General features: G+C 70.8%; 12 protein-coding genes. 8 read left to right on the top strand and 4 right to left on the bottom strand.

The window, feature by feature from the left end:
• Positions 1 to 15 precede the first annotated feature (15 nt).
• Complete coding sequence (locus tag ACIQWG_RS15795; protein ID WP_404095354.1) at positions 16 to 465, bottom strand: hypothetical protein; 450 nt, start codon at positions 463 to 465, stop codon at positions 16 to 18.
• A gap of 472 nt (positions 466 to 937) precedes the next feature.
• Here ACIQWG_RS15795 and ACIQWG_RS15790 point away from each other — a divergent pair, with 472 nt between their 5' ends.
• The 4 genes from ACIQWG_RS15790 (at position 938) to ACIQWG_RS15775 (ending at position 3,583) form a co-directional block, all read left to right on the top strand.
• Entirely contained in the window at positions 938 to 1,111 is a 174-nt protein-coding gene (locus tag ACIQWG_RS15790; RefSeq protein ID WP_404095352.1) for a hypothetical protein, read from the top strand.
• Between the two features lie 55 nt (positions 1,112 to 1,166).
• The gene (locus tag ACIQWG_RS15785) at positions 1,167 to 1,649 is read left to right on the top strand and encodes a GNAT family N-acetyltransferase (RefSeq protein WP_404095349.1); all 483 of its coding nucleotides are present in this window, start codon (positions 1,167 to 1,169) and stop codon (positions 1,647 to 1,649) included.
• Between the two features lie 160 nt (positions 1,650 to 1,809).
• Positions 1,810 to 2,388, top strand: a complete 579-nt coding sequence (locus tag ACIQWG_RS15780) for a TetR/AcrR family transcriptional regulator (RefSeq protein WP_404095347.1) — start codon at positions 1,810 to 1,812, stop codon at positions 2,386 to 2,388.
• Positions 2,389 to 2,404: 16 nt separating this feature from the next.
• Positions 2,405 to 3,583: a GDSL-type esterase/lipase family protein gene (locus ACIQWG_RS15775; RefSeq protein ID WP_404095344.1), complete on the top strand. Its 1,179-nt coding sequence runs from the start codon at positions 2,405 to 2,407 to the stop codon at positions 3,581 to 3,583.
• Between the two features lie 31 nt (positions 3,584 to 3,614).
• On the opposite strand, the gene ACIQWG_RS15770 is transcribed toward ACIQWG_RS15775, so the two are convergent.
• Together ACIQWG_RS15770 and ACIQWG_RS15765 are read right to left on the bottom strand one after the other, a co-directional pair.
• The gene (locus tag ACIQWG_RS15770) at positions 3,615 to 3,953 is read right to left on the bottom strand and encodes a hypothetical protein (RefSeq protein ID WP_404095342.1); all 339 of its coding nucleotides are present in this window, start codon (positions 3,951 to 3,953) and stop codon (positions 3,615 to 3,617) included.
• Between the two features lie 82 nt (positions 3,954 to 4,035).
• Complete coding sequence (locus ACIQWG_RS15765; protein ID WP_404095340.1) at positions 4,036 to 5,379, bottom strand: amidase; 1,344 nt, start codon at positions 5,377 to 5,379, stop codon at positions 4,036 to 4,038.
• Between the two features lie 248 nt (positions 5,380 to 5,627).
• Here ACIQWG_RS15765 and ACIQWG_RS15760 point away from each other — a divergent pair, with 248 nt between their 5' ends.
• From ACIQWG_RS15760 to ACIQWG_RS15750, 3 genes are read left to right on the top strand one after another with little or no spacing between them, the layout of a single operon-like run.
• Positions 5,628 to 7,460, top strand: a complete 1,833-nt coding sequence (locus ACIQWG_RS15760; protein WP_404095337.1) for a family 20 glycosylhydrolase — start codon at positions 5,628 to 5,630, stop codon at positions 7,458 to 7,460.
• A gap of 48 nt (positions 7,461 to 7,508) precedes the next feature.
• Positions 7,509 to 9,053, top strand: coding sequence for an alpha-L-fucosidase (locus ACIQWG_RS15755; protein WP_404095334.1), 1,545 nt, complete (start codon positions 7,509 to 7,511; stop codon positions 9,051 to 9,053).
• A gap of 43 nt (positions 9,054 to 9,096) precedes the next feature.
• Positions 9,097 to 10,203 (top strand): serine hydrolase domain-containing protein, encoded by a 1,107-nt coding sequence (locus ACIQWG_RS15750; RefSeq protein WP_404095879.1) that lies wholly within the window; start codon positions 9,097 to 9,099, stop codon positions 10,201 to 10,203.
• 27 nt (positions 10,204 to 10,230) lie between these two features.
• Here ACIQWG_RS15750 and ACIQWG_RS15745 read toward each other — a convergent pair whose 3' ends face one another.
• Positions 10,231 to 11,277: a LacI family DNA-binding transcriptional regulator gene (locus ACIQWG_RS15745; protein ID WP_404095331.1), complete on the bottom strand. Its 1,047-nt coding sequence runs from the start codon at positions 11,275 to 11,277 to the stop codon at positions 10,231 to 10,233.
• A 228-nt stretch (positions 11,278 to 11,505) separates the two neighbouring features.
• Between ACIQWG_RS15745 and ACIQWG_RS15740 the strand changes: the two genes are divergently transcribed.
• On the top strand, positions 11,506 to 12,798 hold the full coding sequence (locus ACIQWG_RS15740) for an ABC transporter substrate-binding protein (protein WP_404095329.1): 1,293 nt from the start codon (positions 11,506 to 11,508) through the stop codon (positions 12,796 to 12,798).
• Positions 12,799 to 12,803: the final 5 nt, after the last annotated feature.

Here is a 12,803-nt window from a genome sequence, read left to right as displayed (position 1 = left end):
GGTCGCGGCCGGTCGTCAGTTGACGGCCCCGAGCGGCGAGTTCCTGGACGCCACCAGTTCCAGAACCGCCCGCCAGTCCTCAAGGACCCCGGCGTCGAACTCCGCGATGCGGCCCTCCTCGTCGGCCTGACACAGGCGCAGCAGGTCGTCGTCGGCCGCGTCGCGGGCCCGGCAGTGGTCGCGGACGAGTCGGGAGACCCGTTCGCCGAGAAGGGGCCGTACGGCGTCCGCCGCACAGTCGGAGTGGCGCATCACGTCGCCCGGGCGCAGCAGCGGACCGATGGCATGAACGAGCCCCGCGACCTGGAGTTCCTTGTCGGCGGGGCGGACTCGGCGCAGCAGCGCGGCCGTCTGGAGAGCGTGTTGGTGCAGATCGACTCGGGCGTTCCCGAGGCCCGGGGCGTCCCGGCTGCCCCGGCAGGCGTACAGCAGATCCATCAGCTCTTCGACACTGCGCAGCTCCATGCGCCAGTCCTCCCGCCGGACAAGCCGTTGCCGTACGTCAGCAGATCATGGCCGCCTTGCGAATCGGCCAACGGGACTTGAACTGCGCTGCGTCCTGTGGACTCGGACCGTGCAGGAGAGGACTGTTGACCCGAACGGGTGACATGTAAACAACGCATTACGTAAGAAAACAGGAGATAGAGGGCAGATGAAAACCGGTCGACTTCAGATAGTTACCGGTTGTTTGCAGCCCCATCGAGCGGACGCCCGCTCATTTGGTTAATCTGTAGCGGACGGACAGCAATACCGGGTCCCAACCCACACCCATGGTCCGTCCCGGGACAAGCCGGTGCACAACGGCCTGCTCTCACGCCAGTTACCGGCGCCACCGCGTCCGAGCCGACTTCGAGTAAGACCCGAGCGGGCGTCAGGTGCCGGACCGCAGACTGGACCGGCCCGCCCCGAGGGTGATCCGACACATAAGGAGTGCGCGGTGACACCTGAGCAGACGAATCGCGAACAGCGCCCCAAGGAACGCACGGAGCGCTCGGGGCGTCGGTCCAAGGAGATCGGCAGTCTCGACGTGTGGGCCAGGTCCGCCCCCATCCGCCTGGCGGGCTACGAAGAGGACCTCGCCGAGCCCCACATCCTGCCCAGCGTCGACTGACGAGGGCGGAAGTCTTCGCGATCGCCGACCGCATGGGCGTGTGAGACTCACGCCCATGCTGATCAGAGAAGCCGCGGCCGACGACTGGCCGCGGATTTGGCCTTTCTGGCACCGGATCGTCGCCGCCGGCGAGAGTTACGCATGGGACCCGGACACCTCCGAGGACGCCGCCAGAGCGCTGTGGATGAACCCGGCCAAACGCGTCCATGTCGTCGAGGACGAGTCCGGAGCCGTCGTCGGCTCCGCGTACATCACCCCCAACTACGGTGGCCCCGCCGCCCGTATCGCCAACGCCGGCTTCATGGTCGACCCCGACCGCGGCGGCCGTGGCATCGGCCGCGCCCTCGCCGAGTACGTCCTGGCCGCCGCCAAGGCCGACGGGTACCGGGGCATGGTGTTCAACGCCGTCGTCGAGACCAACCCGGCCGTCGCTCTGTGGACCTCGCTGGGCTTCACGATCCTCGGCACGGTTCCGGAGGCCTTCGACCATCCCCGGCACGGTCTCGTGGGGCTGCACATCATGTACCGGGCGCTGTAGGGGGCGGCATGTACCGGGCGCTGTAGGGATCGGCTCCATGCCGTGCTGTAGGCAAACGGCTGTACGAGATTGGCTGTAGGAGATCGACTCCATACCCTCACCATTTGCCTAAAGGCTTTAGGTGAATGCATACTCGCATATGGCGAATGAGGGGATGGCTATGGCACGCGTAGGGCTGACCGCCGACCGCCTGGTCCGGGCGGGTGCGGAGCTGGCCGACGAGGTCGGCTTCGAGCAGGTGACGGTGTCGGAGCTGGCCCGGCGGTTCGACGTCAAGGTCGCGAGTCTGTACTCCCATGTGAAGAGCTCCCAGGACCTCAAGACGCGGATCGCCCTGTTCGCGCTGGTGGAGCTGGCCGACCGGGCCGCCGACGCCGTCGCCGGGCGGGCCGGCAAGGACGCCCTGGTCGCCTTCGCGAACGTCTACCGCGACTACCAGCGCGAGCACCCCGGCCGCGCCGCCGCCGCGCGGATGCGGCTCGACCCCGAGACGGCGGCCCGCAGCGCCGGTGCCCGGCACGCGCAGATGACGAGGGCGATCCTGCGCGGCTACGACCTCACGGAACCGGACGCGACGCACGCCGTCCGGCTGCTCGGCAGCGTCTTCCACGGCTACGCCGACCTCGAATCGGCCGGCGGCTTCAGCCACAGCGCACCCGACTCCGGGGTGACCTGGACCCGCATCCTGGACGCCCTCGACGCCCTGCTGCGCAACTGGCCCACCGAGCCCACCTCCTGATCGACAGGCTGAGGACATGAACACCGAGCACGACTGGATCACCACGCCCGTCACCGCGGACCACCTGCGCGGTGCCCTCGACGTCGAGCGCACCGAACACGGCGTGCTGCCGCACCGGCTGCCCGCGAGGGCCCGCGCCCAGAACACGGACGGGCAGCTGGCCATGGCCGAGTCACAGCCGTCCGGCGTACGGCTGGCCTTCCGCACCCGGGCCACGGCCATCGAACTGGACACGCTCCCCACCAAGCGCAGCTATGTCGGCGCCCCGCCCCGCCCGGACGGTGTGTACGACCTGATCGTGGACGGCCGCCGTGCGGGACAGGGCAGCGTGAGCGACGGCCATGTCGTGGTCGTCGACATGGTGGCCGGGACCGCCGAGCACCGGCCCGGCCACCCCGGCACGGTCCGCTTCACCGGGCTGGCCGAGGGCGACAAGGACGTCGAGATCTGGCTGCCGCACAACGAGACCACCGAGCTGATCGCCCTGCGCACCGACGCCCCCGTGGAGCCCGCGCGGGAAACGGACCGCAAGGTGTGGCTGCACCACGGCAGTTCGATCAGCCACGGCTCGGACGCGGCGAGCCCCACCGGCATCTGGCCCGTGCTCGCCGCGTCTCTCGGCGGGGTGGAGCTGATCAACCTGGGCCTGGCCGGCAGTGCCCTGCTCGACCCGTTCACGGCGCGGGCCCTGCGCGACACCCCCGCCGATCTCATCAGCGTCAAGATCGGGATCAACCTCGTCAACATGGACCTGATGCGGCTGCGTGCCTTCGGTCCCGCGGTCCACGGCTTCCTCGACACCGTCCGGGAAGGGCACCCGACGGCCCCGCTGCTGGTCGTGTCGCCCATCCTGTGCCCGATCCACGAGGACACACCCGGTCCCTGCGCCCCGGACCTCGACGGCCTGAAGGAGGGACGGCTGCGGTTCGTCGCCATGGGCGACCCGGCGGAACGAGCGGGCGGGAAGCTGACGCTGGGCGTCATCCGGGACGAGCTGTCCCGCATCGTGAAGCAGCGGGCGGCCGACGACCCGAACCTGCACTACCTTGACGGCCGCGACCTCTACGGCGAGGCCGACTCCGCCGAACTCCCGCTCCCCGACGACCTCCACCCGGACGCCACCACCCACCACCGCATCGGCGAACGCTTCGCCCACATCGCGTTCGGCGCGGACGGGCCCTTCGCGGTGAGCTGACGGGAGCGCGGGCACACCCGCCCGGGGGGCGTCAGGCGCGGCAGCGCAGCGTCTCCAGCGGAGGGTTGGCAAGGAGGTCGGCCCAGAAGTCCGCACCGAACTCATGCACGCCGTCCTCGGACACTTCCAGCGGGACCCAGGTCAGCTCGCGGAAACCGGCCGCCCGCAGCGAATCCTCGTACACCTCGCGGCGCGGGCACGTGGCGACGAACGAGACCGGGGCCGGTTCGAGCAGCGCCGTGATCCGACACCGGGCCCCGGTCTCGCTCTCCTCGAACTTCCCCGCCACGGCGACCATTTCACCGGAGATGTCGACACCCAGCACCTCCTTGGCGCCGCGCCGTTTGAGCTTCCTGCGCAGTCTCGCCAAACGGGAGCGGACCGCCGTACAGGCAGAAGGCACAAAGATCCGGAGGGCGTCCCGGCCGCGCGTACGAACGCGCGGGCCCGCGCTAGTCGAGCGGAGCCGTCCGCTGCCACGGACGCAGTGACTCGATCCGCTCCGCGAGGGCCAGCAGCTCCGCCTCCGAGCCGGGGCGTCCGACCAGTTGTACGGCGGTGGGGGCGCCGGACGGCAGGGTGCCGAACGGGATCGCCATCGCGGGCCAGCCGGTGAGGTTCCACGGCGGAGTCAGCGGCGAGTAGTTGGTGTTGGCCATGACGTTGCGCAGCCAGCCCCGCTCGTGCCAGGGCTCCGACTTGGGGGAGCGGCGCGCGAGGGCGGGGGTGAGCAGCATGTCGTAATCGGCGAAGAACGGCTCCAGACGGCGGCGCAGCTGCCCCCGGCTCTCACCGGCCCGCACCCGGTCGACGAAGCGCCGGCCGACGGCGGCGTGGACCCGGGTGCGGCGGGTGAGCAGCCGCGGATCGAGGTCCCGCGCGTCCACGGCCGTGCCCGCCGTCCAGTGCGTCAGCGAGGTCACCCCGAGCGACATCGGGTACGGCGGGTCGGCGCGCCGCACCTGGTGACCGGCCTTCATCAGCACCGCGGCGGCCTCGCGGGCGGCGGTGGCGTACGGCTTGCCGATGGCGACGCCGGCGATCGGGCTGCGCAGGGACACGGCGATCCGGTACGTGGCGGGGGCCTCGGGGCGCACGACCTCCGTGTCGGCCAGCACCGACAGCATCAGGCGCGCGTCCTGGACCGTCGTGGCGAGCGGGCCGTTCTCCGACATGCCGAACCAGTCGCCGTCGCTGACGCCGGCCGGGACCACACCGGTGCCGGGCTTGATGGTGAGCAGGCCGCAGTTGGCCGCCGGGATACGCAGCGAGCCCATGCCGTCGTTGCCGAGGGCGATCGGCACCATGCCCGCGGCGACCGCCGCCGCGCTGCCGCCGGACGAGCCGCCCGCCGTGCGCGAGGTGTCCCACGGGTTGCGGGCGGTGCCGTGCACGCCCTCGGTGGTGCCGAAGACACACAGCTCCGGCACGTTCGTCAGCCCGACGACCACCGCGCCGGCCGCCCGCAGCCGGGCCACGGTGACATGGTCGTCGTCGGCCGGCGTGTCCGGTGTCGCCGCGGAGCCGACCCGCTTGGACTCGCCGCGCACGGCGAGGTTGTCCTTGACCGCCACCGGCACACCGGCCAGGGGCAGTTCCCCGAGATCGCCGCGCGAACCCACCTCGTCCGCCTCGGCGAGCGCCGCCTCGGCCCGTACCACCCGGAACGCGCCGATCCGGCCGTCGAGCCGCTCGATCCGGGCCAGATGCTCGGCCACCACCTCCCGTGGCGTGGCCCGCTTCTCGCGTACGGCGGCGGCGATCTCGGCGGCGGTCCGACCGACCCAGCTGGTCACGGGCGCTCCTCAGGATTACTCGCGAGTATGTAGGAGAACTCTGCCGGGCGGCGGCCCCGGCGTCGAGAGCCCATAGGGCTTGGATATTCGCGCAGGTCTTCTTGGACTTTTCACGACGCCTGTTCTCGGCATGACACGGCTGACCTGCCCATCGTCCGATCAATGCGGCAACCCGGCCTGATTCAGCGCCCATTGACAGCCCCTGGGGCCGGCTCAATCATCAGACATCCGATGAATAGGGGTGTCCTATGAGGAGACGCTGGAGATCGGTCGGAGTCCTCGCGGCGCTGACGCTCCTGCTCACCGCACCGCTGCCCGCGCTCGCCCAGGAGCGGCCCGGCACGCCGGTCACGGTGCCCGCCCTGACCGACTGGACCCCGGCGCCCGGCGCGTACACCTTCGGCCGCTCGGCCCGCCTCGTGGCCGACAGCGCGAGCGAACGGCGGGTCGCCGGCACCCTGGCCGAGGATCTCCACGACGCGGGCAAGGGCAAGGTGCCCGTCGTACGCGGCGGAGCCCGGACCGGTGACCTCGTCATCGACGTCCAGCCCCGCCGGGCCTCCCTCGGCGCGGAGGGCTACGAACTCCGCGTCGGCGACCGGCTGTCCATCACCGCGGCGACCGAGGCCGGCGCCTTCTACGGCACCCGCACCCTGCTCCAACTGCTCGCGCGGGCCGACCGCGTCCCGGCCGGCCGCAGCGTCGACATCCCGCGCTACCGGGAACGGGGCGTCGGCGTCTGCGCCTGCTACATCCACGTCTCCCTGCCGTGGCTCGAGAACCTGGTCCGTGAGATGGCGTACCACAAGCTCAACCAGCTGCTCCTCGAACTGAAGGTGAAGAGCGACGCCCACCCCGAGGCCAACACCTGGGGCTACTACACCAAGGACGAGATCCGCGGCCTGGTCGCCCTCGGCCAGCGGTACCACGTCGAGATCATCCCGGAGATCAACTCCCCGGGCCACATGGACCCGTGGATCGAGAACCGCCCCGACCTCCAGCTGACCGACTCCGACGGCAAGAAGCAGCCCTCGCGTCTGGACATCACCAGGCCGGAGGCGTTCGCCTACTACACGAGCCTGATCGACGAGTACGCACAGGTCTTCGGCTCGACGTCCTGGCACATGGGAGCCGACGAGTACATGCTCGGCTCCGACTTCGCCAAGTACCCCCAGATCCTCAGGTACGCCCGGGACAGATACGGCGCCGACGCCACGCCCCAGGACGCGTTCATCGACTTCGTCAACCGTGTGCACGCCCACGCCGCGGGCAAGGGCAGGAAGCTGCGTATCTGGAACGACGGCCTCACCGGCGCCAACACCGTCCCGGTGGCGGCCGGGACGACGGTCGAGCACTGGCTGAACGTGGCCGTAGCGCCCAGCCGACTCCTCGCCCAGGGCTACCCGTTGATGAATGCCGCCTACGCCCTCTACCTGGTCCGCGGTGGCTTCCACAGCAACACCGGGGCGCTGTACGACCAGCACTGGGACCCGCGCAGCTTCGAGGGCGAGAAACTCTCCTCCTCCGACGGCATCACGGGCGCGAAGATCAGCCTCTGGCCCGACAACGGACGAGGTGAGACCGAGAACGAGGTCGCCGTCGCGATGTGGCCCGCGCTGCGCCACATCGCCCAGGCGACCTGGGGTGATCCGCATCCCGACGGGACATACGCCGAGTTCGCCGCGCGCGGTACGGCGGTCGGGCACGCGCCGGGGTGGCGGGACCTGACCCGGGTGCCGGTGGCCGACGGGAGTCACACCTTCCGGACGCGGGGCCGGTCCTTCGACGCCGAGCTGACACGCACCGCCGACGGCTATGTCACCGTGCGGACGGCGGAGGGCTGCCTGGAGGTCCGCGGTGGAAAGCTCACGCTCAACGTGCCGCTCCAGCCGGGCGTGGAGGCGGCGCCGCAGACGTGCGACACCGCAAACACCCTCCAGCGCTGGCAGTTGGAGCCCGCGGCCGGCGGCTACCGGCTGGTCAACGCCATCACCCGGATGACGGTGAGCGTGACCGACGACGGCCGGCTCGCGCAGTACCCGCCGGACCGGCGCACTCCCGCCGTATGGCGGTTGACCTGAGGCATTTCCCCGAGACCGCCCGAGGACCGACCCCCGAGGAGCCTTCCCATGGCCGTTTCCCGACGCGTCTTCGTCGCGACAGCAGCCGCCCTGGCCGCGACCGGCGCCGGCCGACCCGCCCTCGCGGCACCCGCCGCCCGCGCCGAGGACCCCCGCTACCGGATCCCCGTCAGCCCCGACGACACCGAAGCCGACCTGGTCCGCAAGGCCTCCCGGGTCCGCCCCACCGCACGGCAGATCGCCTGGCAGCGCCTGGAGCGGACGGCGTTCCTGCACTTCGGCGTGAACACCTTCACGGGCCTGGAATGGGGCACCGGCGACGAGGACCCGGACGTGTTCCAGCCGTCCGGCCTCGACACCGACCAGTGGGCCCGCGCCCTGCGCGACGGAGGCTTCAAGCTCGCCATCCTCACCGTCAAACACCACGACGGCTTCGTGCTCCACCAGACCCGGTACACCGACCACTCGGTGGCGGCCGGCAGTTGGCGGGACGGACAGGGCGACGTGCTGCGCGACTTCGCCGACTCCATGCGCCGGCACGGCATCAGGGTCGGCGTCTACATCTCACCCGCCGACGAGAACCAGTACCTCCACGGCGTCTACGCCAACGGCAGTTCTCGCACCGACCGCACCATCCCCACCCTGGTGGCGGGCGACGACCGCACGCCGCCCCGCTCGTACACGCTCCCGGCGACGGACTACGGCGCCCACATGCTCAACCAGCTCTACGAGGTGCTCACCGAGTACGGGCCCATCGACGAGGTCTGGTTCGACGGCGCGCAGGGCCGGATCCCGCCGGACAAGGTGGAGAAGTACGACTGGGACAGCTGGTACACCCTCGTCCGGTCCCTGGCCCCGGACGCCGTGATCGCCGTGTCCGGACCCGATGTGCGCTGGGTCGGCAACGAGGGCGGACTGGCCCGGGAGGACGAGTGGAGCGTCGTACCGGTCCAGGAGAACGACTACGGCCGCACCGACTACGCCCTCGCGTACGACGCCCCCGACATGGGCAGCCGCGACGCACTGGTCGCGGCGCGGCCGGTGGCCGACCACCTTCAGTGGTGGCCGGCCGAGTGCGACGTGTCGATCCGGGACGGCTGGTTCTACCACGCCGACCAACAGCCCAAGACCGTCGAGCAGTTGACGGACATCTACTTCCGTTCCGTGGGCCGCAACTCGGTGCTGCTGCTCAACGTCCCGCCGGACACGGACGGCCTGCTGCCCGCGGCCGACGTGGCCCGGCTGCGGGAGTTCCGCGAACGGGTGGACCGCGAACTGCCGGAGGACCTGGCCCGCGACGCCCGCAGAACCGTCTCACCGGGACGCGTCACCGTCGACCTCGGCCGGGAGATGGAGGTGGACCGGATCCGGCTGGCGGAGGACATCCGGCACGGGCAGCAGGTGGAGAGCTTCGTCGTCGAGGCACAGCGCGACGGTGTCTGGGCGGAGGTGACCCGGGCCGGGGCGATCGGGGCGAGCCGCATCCTGCTGCTGGCGGCTCCGGTACGGGCGCGGCGGTGGCGGGTCCGGGTGACCGGTTCCCGCGCGGCGGCCCGGATGGCGGAGTTCGGGCTGTACCGGTCGCGGGTCTGAAATTCGCTTGACCGGGGCGCGGACGGAGGGCTGGATGGGGCACATGGCCGACATCCAGGGCTCCTACGACCGTTTGTTCATCGCCGTCCCGAACGCGCTCGCCGACATGCTGGACGCGGGGGACGCGGGCGGCTCCGTCGCGGTCTTCGTGGACGGCGAACCCGTCGTCGACGTCTGGGGCGGGTTCGCGGACGCCGAGCGCACCGTCCCCTGGGAGCGCGACACGATCGTCAACGTCTGGTCCGTGACCAAGACGATGACCGCGCTGTGCGCCCTGGTCCTGGCCGACCGCGGCGAACTCGACCCGGACGCCCCGGTCTCCCGGTACTGGCCGGAGTTCGCGGCGGCGGGCAAGGAGAAGGTGCTGGTACGGCACCTGCTGTCGCACACGGCCGGTCTGCCCGACTGGGACGGGCAGGTCGACGACCTCTACGACTGGCCCGCCGCCACGGCCCGCCTCGCCGCGCGGCCGCCTCGATGGGAGCCCGGCACCGCGGCCGGATACCACTCGCTCACCCAGGGATTCCTCGTCGGCGAGGTGGTGCGCCGAGTCACCGGACGCAGCGTGGGCGAGTTCCTCGCCGAGGAGATCACCGGCCCGCTGGGCGCCGACTTCCACATCGGACTGGCCGCCGAGCACGACCATCGGGTCGCCCTCGCGATCCCGCCGACGGGACGCGACGAGGACTACTCGGCGAGCGCCCCCGGCAACCCGGAGGGCTCCGAGGCGGGCAACGGCGTACGCCTCCGTGACGGGAACAGCCTGGCCTGGCGCCGCGCGCAGATCCCCGCGGCGAGCGGCTACGGGAACGCCCGCTCGGTCGCGCTGACGCAGTCGGTCCTGGCCTGCGGGGGAGAGGTGAACGGGGTACGGCTGCTCTCCCGGGCCGGCTGCGACCGCGCCTGGGAGGAGCAGTTCGACGGCGACGACCGCGTCCTGCGCATGCCCGTGCGCTGGGGCCTGGGATACGGCCTGTTCGGCACCACGTACGGCTGGGGCGGCTGGGGCGGATCCCTGGTGATGATCGAGCCCGACAGCCGCATGGTCGTGGCGTACGTGACCCAGCAGATGCGCGAACCCACGGAGGACACCCGGGGGATGGAGATCGTGACGGCCGCCTACGAGGGGCTTCAGGGGCTGCGCGGCTAGGGCGTACGGCGGGATGGCGCGGGACCGTCAGGCGCCCCGCGCCACCCCCGTACTCCCACGCTCGATCAACCGGGGCACCGGGACCCGCACCGCCCGCGCCGCCCCTCCGTCCAGCAGAGCGGTCAGTTCGTGGGCCGCCGTGCGGCCGAACTCCACGCTGTCCCGGGACAGGGCGGACAGCCACGGCTTGACCATGCGGCACAGGGCCGAGTCCTCCCAGGACACCACCGAGACGTCCGCCGGGACCGAGAAGCCCAGTTCGGCGGCGGTCGCGGCGCCGGCCACGGCCATCACGTCGTTGTCGTAGATCAGGGCGGTCGGAGGTTTCGGGTCCTCCAGCACCCGGCGGGTGACCGCCGCGCCCTCGGCGTCGGAGTAGTCGGTGGTCACCGACCTCACCTCGGTCAGACCGCGCCGCCCGGCCTCCGCGCGCAGGGTGCGGATGCGGCGTTCCGTGTGCGCGAGCCCCGGCAGGCCGGCGATGTGCGCGATCCGCCGATGCCCCAGGGCGTACAGGCCGTCCACCACCGACGCCATCGCGCCCGCGTCGTCCGCCCAGACGGTCGACAGCCCGGGGTGCCGGACGTCCGGCGCGCCGCCGATCACCACGGCGGGCAGGCCGAGTTCGTCGAGGACGTCGGGTCGGGGATCGTCGGTACGCGGGTCGACCACCAGGACGCCGTCGACGCGATGCTCGGCCCACCAGCGGCGGTACACCGCGCACTCGTCGGCGACGTCCTCCACCACCTGGAAGAGCAGACCGAGGTGACGCTCCGCCAGTACCTCCTGGATGCCCGAGACGAGTTGGAGGAAGAAGGAGTCCACACCGAGGGTGTCCGCGGGACGAGCCAGGACGAAGCCGACCGTCGCCGCGCCCTCACCGGACAGCGCGCGAGCCGCGGTACTCGGCCGCCAGCCCAGTTCCTCGGCCACCCGCCGCACCCGCTCGCGGGTGTCCTCGGACACGCCCGGCCGGCCGTTGAGCGCGAAGGAGACCGCGCTCTGGGAGACCCCGGCGTGCCGCGCTATGTCCTTCATCGTCGGCCGTCTGGCCGGTGCCCGCTTGCCTGGCATGGTGATCCACCCGATCCCCCCATTCGGCGACGCATTCCGCGAGCAGTATGCACTAATGCGGTTCAGTGGGACGACTGTCGGGTGAACCTAATGCGGTTCAGCTGGATGATCCTAATGCGCATTAGTCACTAAAGAAATTAGCTGCGCGAGAGTCATTGACGGGCCCGCGGACCGGCGTGCAGGGTCTGCCTCGTCGACCAACCCGCCCGCAAAGGAGGCCGGTTCACGGTGCCCATATCCCGTAGAGCCCTCGCTGCCGCATTCGCCGTCTGTGTCGCGCTGCCGCTCAGCGCCTGCGGTTCCGGAGGCGGCGACAGCGGCACCGCCGACGCCTCCGGCAAGGTCGAGGGCGACATCACCTTCCAGACCTGGAATCTCCGCGCCAACTTCAAGGACTACTTCGAGGGCCTGATCGCCGACTTCGAGAAGAAGTACCCCGGCACCCACGTGAAGTGGGTCGACCAGCCCGCCGAGGGCTACGCCGACAAGATCAGCGCCGACGCGGCCGGCGGCACGCTCCCGGACGTCGTCAACGTCTCGCCCGACCTCGTCGCCCCGCTCGCCGAGGCGGGCCTCGCGACGGACCTCGACAAGGCCGCCGGGAAGTACAAGAAGGAATACCTGGAGGGCGCCTGGGCCAGCCATCAGGTGCCCGGCACGGAAGGCACCTACGCCTTCCCCTGGTACCTCAACACCGGCCCGCTCTTCTACAACAAGTCCCTCTTCGCCGAGGCCGGCCTCGACCCCGAACAGCCCCCGAAGACGTACGACGAGGTCTTCGACGCCGCCCTGAAGATGGCGAAGGAGACGGACGGCAAGGTCGCCACCCTCGCCAACGTCCCCACCATCGAGGACTTCGGCCGCTACGGCGTCGAGCTGATGAACAAGGAAGGCACCGCCTTCACCTTCGACGACGCGAAGGGTGTCGAACTCCTCACCAAGTACAAGGAGTTGTACGACGCCAAAGCCCTCGACCCGCAGGCGCTGACCGCCACCCCGGAGTCGTCCGGCAAGAAGTTCCTCACCGGCGCCGTCGCCATGAACCCCGGCAGCGCGCTCGACCTCGGCAACTTCAAGAAGCAGGCGCCGAACCTGTACAAGAACATCGGGATCACGGACCAGATCACCAGCACCGGCCACGTCAACATGTACGTGATGGGGGTGATGGTGAACGCGCAGACCAAGCGCATGCCGGCCGCGGTCGCATTCGCGCACCACGTCACCGACGCCGAGCACCAGATGTCGTTCGCCAAGCAGGTCGCCATCTTCCCCAGCACCGCCGGATCCCTCGACGACCCGTACTTCACCGAGGAGGACGGCACCGACGAGACCCGGGTGCGGGTCGCCGCCGCCAAGTCGCTGAAGAACGCGGTCAACTACACGCCCGTGCTGTTCAGCGAGCAGATGAAGACCGAGCTGCGCAACGAGGTCGCCAAGGCGTTGCAGGGCAAGCAGAGCCCGAAGCAAGCTCTTGACAACGCTGTCGCGGCCTGCAACACGCTGCTCCAGCAGCAGGGGTAGGACGC

This window comes from Streptomyces sp. NPDC098781 (genome assembly GCF_044759995.1).
In the GTDB taxonomy this organism is placed as follows: Bacteria; Actinomycetota; Actinomycetes; order Streptomycetales; family Streptomycetaceae; genus Streptomyces.
The sequence above is the reverse complement of the archived record's forward strand: the minus strand, read 5'-3'. Positions and strand labels throughout refer to the sequence as shown.